At 39.1% G+C, this 17,698-nt stretch carries 17 protein-coding genes, 1 tRNA gene and 1 pseudogene; 16 read left to right on the top strand and 3 right to left on the bottom strand.

Annotated features, from left to right (window positions below; translation table 11 throughout):
* Positions 1 to 15 precede the first annotated feature (15 nt).
* From EII37_RS04500 to EII37_RS04445, 12 genes are all read left to right on the top strand, one after another.
* A complete protein-coding gene (locus tag EII37_RS04500) occupies positions 16 to 267 on the top strand; it encodes a hypothetical protein (RefSeq protein WP_001107251.1) in 252 nt (83 codons plus the stop codon).
* 15 nt (positions 268 to 282) lie between these two features.
* The gene (locus tag EII37_RS04495; RefSeq protein ID WP_124787716.1) at positions 283 to 1,623 is read left to right on the top strand and encodes a CHAP domain-containing protein; all 1,341 of its coding nucleotides are present in this window, start codon (positions 283 to 285) and stop codon (positions 1,621 to 1,623) included.
* A gap of 14 nt (positions 1,624 to 1,637) precedes the next feature.
* Positions 1,638 to 2,228, top strand: a complete 591-nt coding sequence (locus EII37_RS04490) for a hypothetical protein (RefSeq protein ID WP_124787715.1) — start codon at positions 1,638 to 1,640, stop codon at positions 2,226 to 2,228.
* 123 nt (positions 2,229 to 2,351) lie between these two features.
* Complete coding sequence (locus EII37_RS04485) at positions 2,352 to 3,170, top strand: ParA family protein (protein WP_124787714.1); 819 nt, start codon at positions 2,352 to 2,354, stop codon at positions 3,168 to 3,170.
* On the top strand, positions 3,167 to 3,439 hold the full coding sequence (locus tag EII37_RS04480; RefSeq protein WP_124787713.1) for a hypothetical protein: 273 nt from the start codon (positions 3,167 to 3,169) through the stop codon (positions 3,437 to 3,439). The genes EII37_RS04485 and EII37_RS04480 overlap by 4 nt, the downstream gene beginning before the upstream one ends.
* A 25-nt stretch (positions 3,440 to 3,464) precedes the next feature.
* A complete protein-coding gene (locus EII37_RS04475; protein WP_124787712.1) occupies positions 3,465 to 4,199 on the top strand; it encodes a hypothetical protein in 735 nt (244 codons plus the stop codon).
* A 28-nt stretch (positions 4,200 to 4,227) separates the two neighbouring features.
* Positions 4,228 to 4,557, top strand: a complete 330-nt coding sequence (locus EII37_RS04470; protein WP_053092583.1) for a hypothetical protein — start codon at positions 4,228 to 4,230, stop codon at positions 4,555 to 4,557.
* 110 nt (positions 4,558 to 4,667) lie between these two features.
* On the top strand, positions 4,668 to 6,005 hold the full coding sequence (locus EII37_RS04465; protein ID WP_124787711.1) for an ISLre2 family transposase: 1,338 nt from the start codon (positions 4,668 to 4,670) through the stop codon (positions 6,003 to 6,005).
* 395 nt (positions 6,006 to 6,400) lie between these two features.
* A tRNA-Arg gene (locus EII37_RS04460) sits at positions 6,401 to 6,472 on the top strand.
* A 336-nt stretch (positions 6,473 to 6,808) separates the two neighbouring features.
* The gene (rnc, locus tag EII37_RS04455; protein WP_000661487.1) at positions 6,809 to 7,507 is read left to right on the top strand and encodes a ribonuclease III; all 699 of its coding nucleotides are present in this window, start codon (positions 6,809 to 6,811) and stop codon (positions 7,505 to 7,507) included.
* Positions 7,498 to 11,037, top strand: coding sequence for a chromosome segregation protein SMC (gene smc, locus EII37_RS04450; protein WP_124787710.1), 3,540 nt, complete (start codon positions 7,498 to 7,500; stop codon positions 11,035 to 11,037). The genes rnc and smc overlap by 10 nt, the downstream gene beginning before the upstream one ends.
* A gap of 143 nt (positions 11,038 to 11,180) precedes the next feature.
* Positions 11,181 to 12,107: a bifunctional riboflavin kinase/FAD synthetase gene (locus tag EII37_RS04445; protein ID WP_124787709.1), complete on the top strand. Its 927-nt coding sequence runs from the start codon at positions 11,181 to 11,183 to the stop codon at positions 12,105 to 12,107.
* A gap of 83 nt (positions 12,108 to 12,190) precedes the next feature.
* On the opposite strand, the gene EII37_RS04440 is transcribed toward EII37_RS04445, so the two are convergent.
* From EII37_RS04440 to EII37_RS11360, 3 genes are read right to left on the bottom strand one after another with little or no spacing between them, the layout of a single operon-like run.
* Entirely contained in the window at positions 12,191 to 13,006 is an 816-nt protein-coding gene (locus EII37_RS04440) for a TIGR03943 family putative permease subunit (protein WP_124787708.1), read from the bottom strand.
* A complete protein-coding gene (locus EII37_RS04435) occupies positions 13,003 to 13,908 on the bottom strand; it encodes a permease (protein ID WP_124787707.1) in 906 nt (301 codons plus the stop codon). Before EII37_RS04435 ends, EII37_RS04440 begins: the two co-directional genes overlap by 4 nt.
* Entirely contained in the window at positions 13,909 to 14,040 is a 132-nt protein-coding gene (locus EII37_RS11360) for an SPJ_0845 family protein (RefSeq protein WP_004234728.1), read from the bottom strand.
* 155 nt (positions 14,041 to 14,195) lie between these two features.
* Here EII37_RS11360 and EII37_RS04425 point away from each other — a divergent pair, with 155 nt between their 5' ends.
* From EII37_RS04425 to EII37_RS04415, 4 genes and pseudogenes are all read left to right on the top strand, one after another.
* Complete coding sequence (locus tag EII37_RS04425; protein WP_124787706.1) at positions 14,196 to 14,576, top strand: hypothetical protein; 381 nt, start codon at positions 14,196 to 14,198, stop codon at positions 14,574 to 14,576.
* A 331-nt stretch (positions 14,577 to 14,907) separates the two neighbouring features.
* Positions 14,908 to 14,990, top strand: a pseudogene (locus EII37_RS11535) (acetyl transferase); the annotation flags it as partial.
* 103 nt (positions 14,991 to 15,093) lie between these two features.
* Complete coding sequence (locus tag EII37_RS04420) at positions 15,094 to 17,223, top strand: Tex family protein (protein ID WP_124787705.1); 2,130 nt, start codon at positions 15,094 to 15,096, stop codon at positions 17,221 to 17,223.
* Positions 17,210 to 17,659, top strand: a complete 450-nt coding sequence (locus EII37_RS04415; RefSeq protein WP_124787727.1) for a SprT family protein — start codon at positions 17,210 to 17,212, stop codon at positions 17,657 to 17,659. The genes EII37_RS04420 and EII37_RS04415 overlap by 14 nt, the downstream gene beginning before the upstream one ends.
* Positions 17,660 to 17,698 lie beyond the last annotated feature (39 nt).

Raw genomic sequence — 17,698 nt, 5'->3', positions numbered from 1 at the left:
GGAAGGTAAACCAGAATGGCCAAAAATAAACTAGGAATGATTGCCAGGACTAAGCAGAGATTTGATCAATACGTATTGATTCGTAAATATCGCATGCAACAAGAAAGAGATTATTTCGCTTCAGAGGGAGAATCTGATCCAAAACGCCTGGAAGCACAAAAAGAACGAGATAAGGAGTTTTTGAACGGTCTCAAGAAGATTGGAATAGGATTTATTGTATTTTTAGTTTTTTATGGAATTTTGCGAACAATATTAGGATTATGGTAGATAGGGGAGGTATCTATGAAAAAATTATTAAAGCCTAAGATTATCCTTCCTTTTGTAGCGTTACTGTTAATTATCAATGTTGGGATGGCCATGTTGGCTGGGATAATGGGCGCTATAGCTAGTAATGGTGGACATGATTGTGGTGCAATAGACACAACATCTTCAACTAGTGACTCAACAGTTTCTTCAGCTGATGGCTCCATAGATGATTTTGTAAAAAAGCATAAGGAATCCTATATTCTATCTTGGAGAGCAGGAGGTTTTCTACCTTCAGCTTCCATCACTCAAACTATGATAGAGAATGGCTTTAATTTTACGAATCCTAATGGAACTTCCTTCTGGATGGCTCATAACATGGGAGGTGTTAAAACCTCCAGAAAAAGCGATTTTCCAGTCACTATTGCGACGTATGGTGAAGACAGTATTGACCTAACAGGAACAAAGCCTGGAGCAAACGTTGGAGACGGTACAGGAGGAGCTTATACTTGGTTTTCTAGCTATGATGCAGGGATTGTAGGGAAAGCTGAGTTTATGGCTCACCAGACACTTTATAAAGGGGCTATAAACAATATAAATGGCATTGCAACTCTATCTGCCATAGCAGATGGTGGATGGGCTACAGATGGCACTTATAAGAGCAAGCTAACTGATATGTACGAAAAGCTAGGTACTAAGTATCAGTGGCTTGATAAGGAAGCCATTGCTGCTCATGGTGAGAAACCTTATGCAGTATCGAATACACAAGATGGCAGTTCTTCAGATAATGCTATTTCTTCTTCAGCTGAAAAAAGTGATTGTGGGGAATCAGGTGGTAGTGTCGATGGAACAGGAAAAGTTCCTTCAGATGCGACTGCGTGGGGGTATAAACCAGAAGATTTACCAGATAGTTTGAAACCGTTTATTGTCGATCCTAAGAGTTTAGGCATGGATTATGCTAAGTCTACAGGGTGGTATAATCCTGGAAGGGACGATATAGCTGGACAATGTGTGAATCTTACAATTAGTGTCGCAAATCATATATGGGGTCATTCTGGTTCAGTTCAAGGTAATGGGAAAGATCAGGCAGCAGCTTGGGCATCAATATTCGGGAATTCACTTAAGTCAACTCCCAAAAGGGGTGCTATCTTTTCTACACAGGTGGGAGGCGGAGGCTATGGTCATACAGGAATTGTATGTCATGTCTTTGAAAACGGATCTATCTTATTTGTAGAACAAAATACACCTTTAAGTGGTTGGGATACGTTTAAGACCCCTTATACATGGGACTATCGAATTTGGACTCCAGAACAACAGCGAGCCCAAGTTATTTCGTTTGCCTATCCAGATGATAGGGAACCTAAATTGAATTCAAATTAAAAGGAGTATATAAGATGATTGATTGGATAAAGGAGAATATGGTTGTATCGATTGTAGTAGGTATTCTATTGGTTTTGGCAGGAATAGGGATTGTATCGAGTTTCAGGCCATCTCAACAAACTAAAATAGAAGAAGCTGCCCAGGTGAGTTCTTCAGGAACCACTCAAAACGAGCCGTCTTCCAAAGAGGAAACAGCAGACGAGAAGAATTATCGGACAGCTAAGTTAAAACTAGAACGCCCCTATGCAGAGGCAAGCTCAGAAGACAAAAAAGAAGTGTTAAAAGCCTTTGAAGAAGCAGTAGCAGATATAAAAAAGACGAATTTTCTGCCAAATGTCAAGGGAACAATCGAGAATCATTTATCTATGACACAGAATGCGATGGTTCAAACCTTTGCGATGGCTATTCTAACGAATCAGTATGATTTTCAACCTAAACAATTAGAAGTGATGCCGACAGAATCAGAGGACGTTATTCAATTTTTAGTTGTCTTGACTAAAGGTGGGGAAGAGAATAGCTATTTCATTGGTAATTTCAATACTACAGTTCAACAAATCCAACTAAAAGCCTATATTGGTGGAAATATAGGCGGTACATATGGCTAAAAAGTTGCACAAAAAGTTATATAACTTTTTGTGCTTTTATATTGACAATAAAAGTAGTTTTAGGTATAATTAAGTATATAAAAAGTTATATAACAAAATATACAATTATCCAAGGAGGGAATCATGAAGATTCAAACTACAAACTTAGGAAAAGGTGGCGGTGGTAAGACTACAGATACCTTTAATGAAGGGGATTGGTTGGCACGTGTTAAGGGGCTTAGAACACTACTCATTGATGGAGCTTGGGAATGCAATTTGACAAGAACATTTGATGTAAAATGTGAGAAAACCGTCTATGATATATTTACGACTGGAGAGTATGAGATTGTTCCAATATCAGAAAATCTCAGTTTGATTTGTGGTGATGAGCGTTTGACAGATGAGCAGTTAGATCTTGCTAGTCGAAACAACAAATATCTCCAGTTGTTTATGTGGTTTAGCGAACATTACGAAGAGTTAGAAGCACAATTTGATGTCATTCTGATTGATACGCACAATGATGAGAGCTTAGTTACAGAAAATTTTATAGCTGTGTCAGATATTGTCTTGGCTGTTTCTGATGCCTCTCTTAATGGTTTTCGTGCCTGGTTATCTTTAAAAAATTTTGTGGACTTCATTAAGAGCGAAGCTATCGAAGTGATTACTAAGAAAAGCTATGTTAAAGCAGAACCTTATCTTATTGGAAATAAGATTAAGTACTTTGGAAACAATGTAACAGACACCTGTAAACAATTTTTAGAAGTTGTTGAAGAAGACTCAGCTTACCTAGGTTCTATCCAGGAGAAAGAACTGATGGCTAAGAGTCTTGTGATTAGCAAGAGTGTTTTTGAGCAGCATGAAGAGATGACAGCTAACCAAAAAGAGACACATCAAAAGTTTTATGATAATATAAACTACGTATATGAAAATATTTTGAGTGTGTTAGAAGGAGAGGTAGCATGACAGAGAATCGATTCGCACAAGTAAAACAAACATTCCAAAGTACACCAAAGAGAGAAAAGACTCGTTCGTCGAGGAAACAAAATCAGGAGGCTAGAAAGTCTCCTGAAAGCTATAACAAAAAGCAACGTTTTCCTTTCTCTCTGCACCATAATGTTCGATATGATATGTTAGATGCTTTAGTAGAGTATCATGGTGAAAAATCAGCTTCATCTTATCTTGAGAATCTGATTATAAGAGAATGGGAAAAGATGGAGCGAAAGAAAAAATAGAGTTCCATAAGAAAGGAAATGTCTCATGGTTTATACAGGAATGCCGTATTCTAGTTGGAAAAGACAGTCGCGAACTATTGAAGAACTGGAGCATATTTTTTTTGAAAAAGAGGGAATGAAGCGAGAAAGAGAAAATGAGTTCATTCAGGAATGTATAGAGCGAGATCTAGAATTTGCAAAGAAACACTATCAGACAACTGGAAATATTACTTATAGTATTCCTGTTAATGATTTGCCAAAGGATTTTAATAATCTTGAAGTAAATCTTGAAGTAAATCTGTATAACCTCATTCATTATGTTTATTCTGATGATGAACTTAGATTTTTTTATAAGACATCTAAAATCAGCTTCATCTCAAATTTAACGGATGTTCTTAATATCTCTGAAGATATTGCATTACAGATCCATTCTTTATTGTCGGACGAAGACTATATTATAAAATCACTTCATGAAAGTTGGTTTAGATTATGTGAAGTCAATGAGAGAAACAGACTACTCAAAAGTAAATATGGTTCTTATGATCCCTTTTATAAGACGGTTAGCAATTCCATTTTGGGAAAAATTGAAAAATTAAAATTAAAGAGTAGATTTATAAAAAACTGGAGGAATAATCGTTTTTGGAAAAAGAAAGGGTTATCTCGGAAAAGTATTTCAAAATTGTACTCACTTGTAAGTTTTTTCTACCTGGAACATGATTGGGATAGGATTGCTTATCAAAAATTATTTTGTTTCCAGATACGAGGAGATAATAAATTTTAAAATATTACTGATGAAGTAGGAGGAATCTATGATGATTTTCATTGATATTAAAAGACTTGTTCAGCTATTCTTTATTTTTATCGGAGCTATAGCTATCTATATGTTCTATAAGACATTTGGTCTTAGTATGGTGTTTATAGTCGTTTTAGGATTGGCCGTTTTAAAATTTGCTCCAGCTTTCCTTCCAGTTGTATTATTACTGTATTTGGGACTTCACTTTACAGGTGATTTTTCCTTTATTGCAGATGGAATTGTGACAATTCTATGGAGTATCATTTTGATTCCAATGGCTATATTCACTATCGACATGAGCAAATCCTATTTTAGTAAAAAAGAGAAACCCTGGTATGACAAGTAAGAGTTTATCTGAAAAGATAGGCTCTTTTTTTTGTCAGAACAAAGGATTATTTGAACATTCAGGTCAAAATTTATTAAAATAAGCGTAATTTTAATAAGGGAGGATTCTGAATGGCTTTCTTTGATGAGAGAGAACTAAAAAATCAATTGCTGTTTCAAAATGCAAAAGAATTTTATAACTTTGTTTCTAGATATGATGAGGAGATGATTCCAGTTATGAAAGCAAAGGGCTATACCTGTATTCATTCAATGGAGCGAACCGTCGCTTTTACATTTGGAGAGTTTACTTTCAGAAGAAGACGTTGGAAAAAGGGAGATCATTGGGTCATTCCAGTAGATGAGAAGTTAGGGCTTCAGAAGAACGTCCGCTTCTCATGGGAATTTATGTATCAGGTGGCTAAATTATCTACTTTAATGCCATATGATAAAGTAACTCAGGTGATTCAATTGACTTATCACATTTCGATCACAAAGCCAATTGTAGTAAAAGCTGTAAAAATTTGTGAGAAGTTATTGGAGGAAAGGGAAGGCTATCGATATTATGAAGAGAATAAAGAGGTTAGCAAAAGAAAAGCCCAGGTTATTTATATTGAGGGTGATGGTGTAATGGTCAAAGCACGTGACACACAGAAGGATAATAAGCATTACGATTTATCCCATTTTGTAGTCCATACGGGAAGCCAAAAAGTTGGCAGCAATCGATTTGAACTCCAGGACAAAAAGGAATTTATTGGTCTTGACAATCGCTTAGTGAGGGAGCAGGTGATCGATTATCTGTTTAATAATTACGAAATTACGAATCAGACTTTATTGATTACGAACTCTGATGGAGGTCATGGATATACACCCTATGTTTTCAAAGAAATTGCGAAGGTTTTGCGAATTAAACGGCATGAACATTTTTGGGATGAGTACCATGTAAATAAGGAGTTGAAGAATTATTTAAAATTTTACTCTGAAGAACTATTAGATAGAGCTTTCCAGGCGATTAAGCAACATGATAAGCAGTTGATGAGAACTGTTCTGGATACGACTGAAAGTTATATCGAAACAGAAGAAGAACAAGAGTCATTTGAGAGGTTCAAGAGTAAAATATTGAGAAATTTCCAATACACTAAACCAGCCGAACAAAGAGGATTCAGTCATGCAGGAATAGGGATAATGGAGAGTCAGCATCGTAAGGTCACTTATAGAATGAAAAAAAGAGGAATGTACTGGACACTTGCTGGAGCTGAAACGATGAGTCGGATAATTGTTTTGAATTATGAGGATTCTTTGAGGGAACTATTCTTTGGTAACTGGAGAGAAGATTATGAAAAATTTATTTCTTTAGAGGAAGTTTCTGCTTATACTATTAAAAAAAGAATAAGTAAAATGTGTAAAGAAAATACATCTAGATATCAATGTTACCCTGATAGTAAAAGGTTATCCTACTTCAGAAAACAATAAAAGTATATAATAAAGTGTGTAAAAAGTTATATAACAATAACCTTTGTAAAAAAAGGTCTTTTTGTGCTACAATCAAGCATAAAATGCTTGCACGGTATGTAAAAATGTGTTATAATTTACTTAAATTAATCGAATAAAAAAAAGACGAAAAGTGCGCTAACACTTCTCGCCTTACCGAGTAAGAAACCGACCTTCTTACTCAGTCTTTAATTAATGATACCTGATAAGTGTATCAATGTCAAGACTGAGCAAGAAATTTGTTCAGTCTTTTTTTAAAACTCGGTGATGTTCTCCTAAAAAATTATGAATTTAGGCGTTCTAAAAAATCTTACCGCATACCCGTCTAGAAAAAAACTTGTTATTAGAGCAAATTTCTGTTATAATAAAACAAGTTTCCACCCTTAGTGTAATGGATATCACGTAAGATTCCGGTTCTTGAGATGGGGGTTCGATTCCCTCAGGGTGGATGTAAACATCCTAAGAAAGCCTTTAGTAAGGCTTTTTTCTTTATTCTGACCCAAATTTGCTCCTAATACTCTTCGAAAATCAAATTCAAACCACGTCAGCGTCGCCTTGCCGTAGGTATGGTTACTGACTTCGTCAGTTCTATCCACAACCTCAAAACACTGTTTTGAGCAACCTGCGGCTAGCCTCCTAGTTTGCTCTTTGATTTTCATTGAGTATAAAACTGAAAATCATATTTTATAGAATGCCCAAATCTCCTCCAGTCCCGTTTTAAAGTGACTCAGGGGGCTTTTTTTGATATAATAAAAAGGACTGTTATCAGTTAGAAAGAGGTTGGTATGAAAGAATTACAAACTGTACTAAAGAACCATTTTGCAATCGAATTTGCAGACAAAAATTTACTGGAAACTGCCTTTACTCATACGAGTTATGCCAATGAGCACCGCCTCTTAAAAATTTCACACAATGAACGCTTGGAATTTTTAGGAGACGCTGTTCTACAGTTATTGATTTCAGAATATCTGTATAAAAAATATCCTAAAAAACCTGAGGGTGACTTGTCTAAACTCCGTGCCATGATTGTCCGCGAGGAAAGTTTGGCTGGTTTTGCGCGTGATTGCCAGTTTGATCAGTTTATCAAGCTGGGTAAGGGGGAAGAAAAATCTGGGGGACGTAATCGTGATACCATTCTTGGTGATGCCTTTGAAGCCTTTCTTGGTGCCCTCCTTTTGGACAAGGATGTGGCCAAGGTTAAGGAATTTATCTATCAAGTCATGATTCCTAAGGTTGAAGCAGGCGAATTTGAAATGATTACAGACTACAAAACCCATCTCCAAGAGTTACTTCAGGTCAATGGCGATGTGGCTATTCGTTATCAGGTGATTTCTGAAACGGGTCCTGCCCACGATAAGGTCTTTGATGTAGAAGTTCTTGTCGAAGGTAAGAGCATTGGTCAAGGTCAAGGACGTTCTAAGAAGCTGGCAGAGCAGGAAGCTGCTAAAAATGCCGTTGAGAAAGGGCTGGATTCATGTATTTAAAGGAAATCGAAATTCAGGGATTCAAGTCTTTTGCTGATAAGACCAAGGTCGTATTTGACCAAGGTGTGACAGCAGTTGTTGGACCCAATGGATCTGGAAAGTCCAATATTACAGAAAGTCTGCGTTGGGCCTTGGGGGAGTCAAGTGTTAAGAGTCTCCGTGGCGGTAAGATGCCAGATGTCATCTTTGCTGGAACTGAAAGTCGCAAACCGCTCAATTATGCTTCTGTAGTTGTGACTTTGGATAATAGTGACGGATTTATCAAGGATGCAGGCCAAGAAATCAGGGTAGAACGCCATATCTATCGTAGTGGAGATAGCGAATACAAGATTGACGGCAAGAAAGTCCGTCTGCGTGATATTCATGATCTTTTCTTGGATACTGGATTGGGACGAGATTCCTTCTCCATCATTTCCCAAGGGAAGGTTGAGGAGATTTTCAACTCCAAGCCTGAGGAACGTCGTGCCATTTTTGAAGAAGCTGCTGGAGTTTTGAAATACAAGACTCGCAGAAAAGAAACTGAGAGTAAACTGCAACAAACTCAGGATAATCTGGATCGTCTAGAAGACATTATCTACGAGTTGGATAATCAAATCAAGCCTCTTGAGAAGCAAGCTGAAAATGCTCGTAAGTTTCTAGACTTGGAAGGGCAACGTAAGGCTATTTATTTAGACGTTCTGGTTGCTCAAACCAAGGAAAATAAGGCTGAACTAGACTCGACAGAAGAAGAGTTGGCTCAGGTTCAGGAACTCTTGACTAGCTACTACCAAAAGCGTGAAAAATTAGAAGAAGAAAATCAGAATCTTAAAAAGCAACGCCAAGATTTACAGGCTGAAATGGCCAAAGACCAAGGCAGTTTGATGGACTTGACCAGTCTAATCAGTGATTTAGAGAGAAAATTAGCCCTATCGAAATTAGAATCTGAGCAAGTAGCTCTGAATCAACAGGAAGCACAAGCTCGTTTCGCTGCTTTGGAGGATAAGAGAAAGGTTCTAAGTCAGGAAAAGGCTGAAAAAGAAAGCTCTTTAGCCCTCTTAGAAGAAAATCTAGTCCAAAATAATCAAAAACTTAATCATTTAGAAGCTGAATTGCTGGCTTTTTCAGATGATCCTGATCAGATGATTGAGCTATTACGTGAACGCTTTGTGGCGCTTTTACAAGAAGAAGTGGATGTCTCAAACCAGTTGACTCGTATCGAAAACGAGTTGGAAAATAGTCGTCAGCTTTCTCAAAAACAAGCAGATCAACTAGAAAAACTCAAAGAGCAATTAGCTACAGCTAAAGAGAAAGCTAGGCAGCAAAAGGCGGAGCTTGAAACTGCCAAGGAGCAAGTTCAGAAATTATTGGCCGACTATCAAGCTATTGCCAAGGAGCAAGAGAAGCAGAAAACTTCCTATCAAACTCAACAAAGTCAACTATTTGACCGTCTGGACAGTCTTAAAAACAAGCAGGCCAGAGCTCAAAGTTTAGAAAATATCCTGAGAAATCATAGTAACTTTTATTCAGGTGTCAAGAGTGTTCTCCAAGAAAAAGACCGTCTTGGTGGAATTATTGGTGCAGTCAGTGAGCACCTGAACTTTGATGTGCATTATCAAACTGCCCTAGAGATTGCGCTTGGAACCAGCAGTCAGCATATCATCGTAGAAGATGAAGAGACAGCAACCAAGGCGATTGATTTCCTCAAACGAAACAGAGCAGGTCGTGCAACCTTCCTTCCTTTGACCACTATTAAGGCGCGTACGATTTCTAGTCAGAACCAAGATGCTATTGCTGCAAGTCCAGGTTTCCTTGGGATGGCAGATGAGTTGGTGACATTCGAGACTAGATTGGAAGCTATTTTCAAGAACTTGCTAGCTACGACGGCTATTTTTGATACTGTAGAACATGCGCGTGCAGCTGCACGCCAGGTTCGATATCAGATTCGCATGGTGACCCTAGATGGGACAGAGTTGCGTACAGGTGGTTCCTATGCAGGTGGAGCCAATCGCCAAAATAACAGTATTTTCATCAAGCCAGAACTGGAGCAATTACAAAAAGAAATTACTGAAGAAGAAGCAAGCTTGAGTTCAGAAGAGGCGACTTTGAAGACCTTGCAAAATGAGATGACTGCATTGAAAGAAAGATTAGAAGCTATCAAATTTCAAGGAGAGCAGGCTCGTATTCAGGAGCAAGGCTTGTCCCTCGCTTATCAGCAAACTAGTCAGCAAGTTGAAGAGCTAGAAACTCTTTGGAAACTCCAAGAAGAGGAATTAGATCGTCTTTTTGAAGGAGATTGGCAAGCAGACAAGGAAAAATGCCAAGAGCGCCTTGCTACAATCGCCAGTGATAAGCAAAATCTGGAAGCTGAGATTGAAGAGATTAAGTCTAACAAAAACGCCATCCAAGAACGCTATCAAAACTTGCAGGAAGAGCTAGCGCAAGCTCGCCTGCTTAAGACAGAACTGCAAGGGCAAAAACGTTATGAAGTGGCTGATATTGAACGTTTAGGCAAGGAATTGGACAATTTAGATATCGAACAAGAGGAAATCCAGCGCCTTCTTCAAGAAAAGGTTGATAATCTGGAGAAGGTTGATACAGAATTGCTCAGTCAACAGGCTGAAGAAGCCAAAAACCAGAAAACAAATCTCCAACAAGGTTTGATTCGCAAGCAGTTTGAATTGGATGATATTGAAGGTCAACTAGATGATATTTCCAGTCATTTGGATCAGGATCGACAGCAGAATGAAGAGTGGATTCGCAAGCAAACACGTGCTGAAGCCAAGAAAGAAAAGGTCAGCGAGCGCTTGCGCCATCTACAAAGTCAATTAACAGACCAGTATCAGATTAGCTATACAGAAGCATTAGAAAAGGCACATGAATTGGAAAACCTCAATCTGGCAGAGCAAGAAGTTAAGGATTTAGAGAAGGCTATTCGCTCGCTGGGTCCAGTCAACTTGGATGCTATTGAACAGTACGAAGAAGTGCACAACCGTCTGGACTTTCTAAATAGTCAGCGAGATGATATTTTGTCAGCGAAAAATCTGCTCCTTGAGACAATTACAGATATGAATGATGAGGTCAAGGAACGATTTAAATCAACCTTTGAAGCTATTCGTGAGTCCTTTAAAGTGACCTTCAAGCAGATGTTTGGTGGAGGTCAGGCAGATTTGATTTTGACTGAAGGAGACTTGCTGACAGCTGGGGTTGAGATTTCTGTTCAACCACCAGGTAAGAAAATCCAGTCGCTTAACCTCATGAGTGGTGGTGAAAAAGCTTTATCAGCTCTTGCTTTGCTTTTCTCCATTATTCGTGTCAAGACCATTCCATTTGTCATCTTGGATGAGGTGGAAGCTGCGCTGGATGAAGCCAATGTTAAACGTTTTGGGGATTACCTCAATCGATTTGACAAGGACAGCCAGTTTATCGTTGTGACCCACCGTAAGGGAACCATGGCAGCGGCTGATTCCATCTATGGAGTGACTATGCAAGAATCAGGTGTCTCAAAAATTGTTTCGGTGAAGTTAAAAGATTTGGAAGAAACAGTAGACTAGTTACCAAACGATAGCATCTCTTAGGGGATGCTATTTTTTAAAACTGACATCTTGAATGATTTTTTAAGGTCAGTTCAAGGGCAAAAAACGACATTTGGGCTTTCCTTTTAGCGAAAAGGCTTTCTCTATGATATAATAGTTTCATGATTACAACAGTACCTATAAAAAATGAAAAAGATATCGCAGTACCGGATAAAACAGTTCTTGTATTAGGCTATTTTGATGGTATTCATAAGGGACATCAGAAGCTTTTTGAAGTAGCTAGCAAGGCTTCTATGAAAGATTATCTACCAGTTGTCGTGATGACCTTTACAGAGTCTCCGAAGCTTGCTTTGCAACCTTACAAGCCAGAATTAATGCTTCATATTGTCAGCCATGAAGAACGAGAACATAAGATGAAATGGCATGGAGTAGAGGCTCTTTTCTTACTTGACTTTAGTAGTAAATTTGCTAGTTTAACGGGTCAAGAGTTCTTTGATACCTATGTTAGAGCATTAAAACCAGCGATTATTGTAGCGGGATTTGATTACACGTTTGGTTCTGATAAGAAAACTGCTGATGATCTGAAGGATTATTTTGATGGAGAAATCATCATTGTTCCGCCCGTTGAGGATGAAAAGGGGAAAATTAGTTCTACTCGTATTCGTCAAGCTATTCTTGATGGAGATGTCAGAGAAGCTGCTCATTTACTTGGCACTCCTTTACCGTCACGCGGAATGGTTGTTCATGGCAATGCTCGTGGACGGACTATCGGTTACCCAACAGCAAACTTAGTTTTAAGAGATCGAACTTATATGCCAGCAGATGGTGTCTACGTAGTTGATGTCGAAGTGCAGCGTAAAAGATATCGTGGAATGGCGAGTGTAGGGAAAAATGTTACTTTCGATGGAGAAGAGCCACGTTTTGAAGTCAATATTTTTGATTTTTCAGATGACATTTACGGTGAAACAGTCATTGTCTACTGGCTAGACCGTATCCGTGAAATGGTCAAATTTGACTCTGTTGAAGAACTGGTAGATCAACTCCAGAAAGATGAAGAAATTGCTCGGAATTGGAAGGATGCTGAGTAGGAAATCGGAGTTTTATATAAAATTACCCATACTTTAGATTCTTATTTCTAAATAGAAAAAGTAGCCTTTTCCAGGCTACTTTTTTAAAACACTCGATACACGTAGGGATTTTCTGGTTTATCGACTTTGGTAAAGCTGTCAATTTCCAAGGTTGGGAGGTTTTGTTTGAGTTCTTTATGGTAGTGATTGACAAGTTTTCCTTTTGCTGTTATCCAGGTGTTATTCTCATACTGACGGGTATTTCCCTTGGTCAGCAATCCATACACACCAGAATCTGCGATACAGTGAATAATGCCGAAGCGGAACAGAAATTGACTATTGGCATGGCTGGGATCATTATAGACAAAACCTGTGAACTGGACTGTCTTGCCCTCAAACTCATCTGGATAGTCATAGATAGCTTCCATGACTTCCATATAGTTTTCATTCGTAATCTGAATGCTATCTTGGGACAAATATTTATCCGCTGCCGTTCGCATTTCCTTTTCATAGGCTGTTTTTGAGAAATAAGAACTGGTATCTGGTTTCAAATATTGGCTTGTCGTCCCTTCGCTGGTCTGAATGGCTTGATCCGTTCCTTCTGATAAGGGGAAATGATAGCCTTTAGCAGAAACGGTCTGAGAATCCAAGCTAACAGTTGGGAAAGTTAAACCGACCACAATTGGAATAGCCAGAAGAGCAACACTTGTCCCCTTCGCTAATCGGCTGTTCAGATAACTGTGAGTTTTAACTTGCTTCATCCAGATATACAATTGAACGATTGCCAAGATAAATGAAAGCACCATGGAAATATAGGCTAGATAGGAATAGTGCATGTTGATGTACTGGTTTAATTTGCCAGACAGATGGAGATAAATGGTCAGTTCAAAATAGCCAGCTAAAATTAAAAATCGAATCATAGAATGACTCCAATCAAGAGAGAATAGACTAAAACGACCAGAGTTACAATTGTTATGAAGTGACTGATAAATCGTGCTTTCAAGTAATTTTTCATCATGAGAATATTTTTGATATCCAGCATTGGACCAATGACGAGAAAGGCCAGAACTGGTGCCAAGCCGAAACTCGAGAGAAGAGAAGCTCCGATAAAGGCATCCGCCTCACTACAGAGCGAAAGAAGAAAGGCCAAAAGCATCAAGAGTAGGATGGCAAAAAGAGGGGTCGCACTGATAGAGGTCAGAATCCGAGTCGGAACATAGACCTGTATGACAGAGGCAAAGAGACAGCCAAATACCAAATAACGTCCCGTATCAAAAAATTCATCAATGGCCTGCACAAAGACCTGAAAAACTTTTTTTGCAGGGCTTAAGTGAGAAAAATCATGCTCATGACAGGCCAGACGATTTTCTTTTTGAATCGGTTCTTGCCAGAAAAATCCTAGAAAAATCCCAAGTATCACAGCTACAACAATGGAACCCAGAGCTCGTAACAGGGCGATGTGAAAGGAATTGCCAAAGGCAGAATAGGTCGCAAATAGAACAATGGGATTGATAACTGGTGCAGTCACAAGAAAAGGAACAGCCGTGTAACTGGGAACTTTCTTTTCCAGAAAACGATTGATAATGGGGATGATTCCACATTCACAAGAAGGGAAAAGTATCCCGACGAAGGTACCAAAAAAGATTCTCCCCCAACGATTTCGAGGGAGAAAATGATAAACTTTTTCAGGTGTGATATAGACCTCAATCAGCCCTGATACAATACTTCCTATCAGAACGAAGGGGAGGGCTTCAATGATTATAGAGAGAAAAATGGCTCCAGTCTGGAGCACACTAGATGGGAGTTGTTGGAAAGCAGTCATCTAGTTTTTCTTTTCTGCTTTGGCTTTTTTCTCTTTGTCATCAGGGAAAGTGACTTGTTTCAAATCAGGGAGTTTCGCAAACTCTTCAAACATCTTGTCCAAGTCGTCCGTTTTTGTAAATTTTACAGCCATAGGTGTACCTCGATTCTAAATTCTACCTCTATTATACTATTATTTTGAGGAAAAGGGAAAAGTTAAAATTGAGTATCTAACGAATCATAGAGCTTGATATATCCTAATATACACTATGATTGTGATATAATAGTTATGAAGTAACGGAGGAAATGATGGAACACGAAAAAATCGGTCAGGTGACCGACGAAGTAAAAGAAATTTTTAATATTGTTCTTGAAGCTAGTGATATCAAGGTTAACAAAAAAGGTTTAAGAAGCCATATGTTGAAACGGCATCATAATGATGTGATTCATCATATCGAAGATCTGGAACTTATACTAAGTAATCCAGATTTCGTTGGGGTTAATCCACGAGAGAAAGATGCTAGTTTTGAATACGTTAAAAGATTTGATGATAATGTTCTTGTTGCCATCAAGTTACATAAAAGTGGCGATTTCTTTTATGTTCCGACCATGTATCGCTTGCAAGATTTCAAGTTACAAAGTCGTATTAAGTCTGGTAGATTGAGAAAGCTTGACAAAAAAAGTAGTTAGTGCTAGAATAACATTAACGAAAGACATTTGAGGGCAGAAAGGTTCCTGCCGCACCTTGCAAAAGGTATCTGAGATGCTGGGTACACCGACCAGCCAAGTGTCCGTTATTTCAAGGGAGGGGCTTAAATGCTCCTTTTTTATTTAAAATTTCAAAATAGATTACACCCACCGCAGGTTCAGACTTGCGGTTTTTTATTTGCTCTGAAAATTGATTCGTTAACTTCAACAAATAGCTTTATAAAGCGTTTTGTAAAAAATAAAAACAGTGAAATTACTCATAGATTCTTTTGTAAACTATTAGAATTAAATTGCAACCTTCTCAATAATACGGGTCCCAGAACTGGCTATTATGCCAGATCCATTAAATACTTTTGATGTCATGGGGTGGTTAAAAAAGGAGGCAATGCTCTCTAAGTACAAGTTATTGTACTATAGAATATAAATCTATTCCCCACATATTGTTTTTAAATACTGTAAGAGATAATTTGAAACGTTTAGCTTATGGTATAATAGATTCATGGATAAAAAATATGAAAAAATCTCCCAGGACTTGGGAGTGACGTTAAAGCAAATTGATACCGTTCTAAGTTTGACAGCTGAAGGGGCGACTATTCCCTTTATCGCGCGTTATCGTAAGGATATGACTGGTAGTCTGGATGAGGTGGCGATTAAAGCCATTATCGACTTGGATAAAAGCCTTACCAACCTCAACGACCGTAAGGAAGCTGTCCTAGCCAAAATCCAAGAACAAGGCAAGTTGACAAAGGAGTTGGAAGAAGCTATCTTAGCTGCCGAAAAATTAGCAGACGTAGAAGAACTCTATCTGCCATACAAGGAAAAACGTCGGACCAAGGCAACAATTGCTCGTGAAGCCGGACTCTTCCCACTTGCTCGCTTAATCTTGCAGAATGTAGCTGGCTTAGAGAAAGAGGCTGAAAAGTTCGTCTGTGAAGGATTTACGACTGGGAAGGAAGCTTTGGCCGGTGCAGTTGATATCTTGGTCGAAGCCTTATCGGAGGATGTCAATTTACGCGCTCTAACTTATCAGGAGGTGTTGAGACACTCTAAACTCACTTCTCAAGTCAAGGATGAAAGTCTTGATGAAAAGCAGGTTTTTCAGATTTATTATGATTTTTCAGAGACGGTTGGAAATATGCAGGGTTATCGTACCTTGGCTCTCAATCGTGGGGAGAAGCTAGGTGTCTTGAAGGTCGGTTTTGAACATGCAACGGACCGTATCCTTGCCTTCTTTGTTGCTCGTTTTAAGGTAAAAAATGCCTACATAGATGAGGTAGTTCAGCAATCTGTTAAGAAAAAAGTCTTGCCTGCTATCGAGCGCCGTATTCGGACAGAATTAACCGAGAAAGCAGAAGAAGGAGCTATCCAACTCTTTTCTGACAATTTGCGCAATCTCCTATTGGTTGCTCCACTGAAAGGGCGCGTGGTTCTTGGGTTTGACCCAGCCTTTCGTACAGGTGCCAAGCTAGCTGTCGTGGATGCAACAGGAAAAATGCTGACAACTCAGGTTATTTATCCTGTTAAACCAGCATCAGCTCGTCAAATCGAAGAAGCTAAGAAAGATCTGGCAGACTTGATTGGTCAGTACGGCGTGGAAATCATTGCCATCGGAAATGGTACTGCTAGTCGTGAAAGTGAAGCCTTTGTGGCGGAAGTTCTTAAAGATTTTCCAGAAGTCAGCTATGTTATCGTCAATGAAAGTGGTGCTTCTGTCTATTCTGCCAGTGAACTAGCTCGTCAGGAGTTTCCAGACTTGACTGTTGAAAAGCGTTCGGCTATCTCCATCGCCCGTCGTTTGCAAGATCCCCTTGCGGAATTGGTCAAAATCGATCCTAAGTCAATCGGTGTCGGCCAGTACCAGCATGATGTCAGTCAGAAGAAATTGTCTGAAAGTCTAGACTTTGTCGTGGATACCGTGGTTAACCAAGTTGGTGTCAATGTCAATACGGCCAGCCCAGCTCTTCTTTCCCATGTCGCTGGACTCAATAAAACCATCTCTGAAAATATCGTCAAATACCGTGAAGAAGAAGGAAAAATCACTTCACGCGCTCAAATCAAGAAAGTTCCTCGTCTGGGGGTCAAGGCTTTTGAACAGGCAGCTGGTTTCCTCCGTATCCCTGAAAGTAGCAATATCCTCGATAATACTGGAGTTCACCCAGAAAACTATGCTGCAGTTAAGGAGCTCTTCAAACGCTTAGATATTAAAGACCTAAACGAAGAAGCACAAAATAAGCTTAAGTACCTTTCTGTCAAGGAAATGGCGCAAGAGCTAGACCTTGGTCCAGAAACTCTTAAAGATATCATTGCAGACCTTCTCAAACCAGGTCGAGATTTCCGTGATTCCTTTGATGCACCTGTGCTTCGCCAAGATGTCCTAGATATCAAGGATTTAGTGGTTGGTCAGAAGCTAGAGGGTGTGGTGCGTAACGTCGTTGACTTTGGAGCCTTCGTCGACATTGGGATTCATGAGGACGGTCTGATTCATATTTCCCATATGAGTCGCAAATTTATCAAACACCCAAGCCAAGTGGTGTCAGTCGGAGATTTGGTGACTGTTTGGGTCAAGAAAATCGATACTGAACGTGAAAAAGTCAATCTGTCGCTCCTCGCTCCAAATGAAACTGACTGATTATGTCAAGCAGGTTTCGTTAGAAGACTTCGGAAGACCTTTTATCCATCAAGCCCAGTGGAATTCTCGTCTACGTTCGACAGGTGGGCGATTTTTCCCAAAAGATGGGCATTTGGATTTTAATCCCAAGGTTTATCAGGAACTAGGTCTGGATGTTTTTAGGAAAATTGTCCGCCATGAACTCTGTCATTATCACCTCTATTTTCAAGGGAAAGGCTATCAACACAAGGATAGGGATTTTAAGGAACTGTTGAAAGCAGTAGATGGATTACGCTTTGTGCCATCCTTGACAAATAGCAACTTCAAGCCAATCAAGCTTTATCGTTGTCAATCCTGCCAGCAAACTTATCATCGCAAACGAAGGATTGATATCAAACGCTATCGCTGTGGAGTTTGTAGAGGTAAATTGCTACTAATAAATCAGCCCGAGGACTGATGAAAGCCTACCCTACCCGTGATATACTATGTCTAACCT

Source organism: Streptococcus sp. OH4692_COT-348 (assembly GCF_003859975.1).
Lineage (GTDB): Bacteria > Bacillota > Bacilli > Lactobacillales > Streptococcaceae > Streptococcus.
Note: the sequence above shows the minus strand (reverse complement) of the source record. Positions and strands in the feature narration are given on the sequence as shown.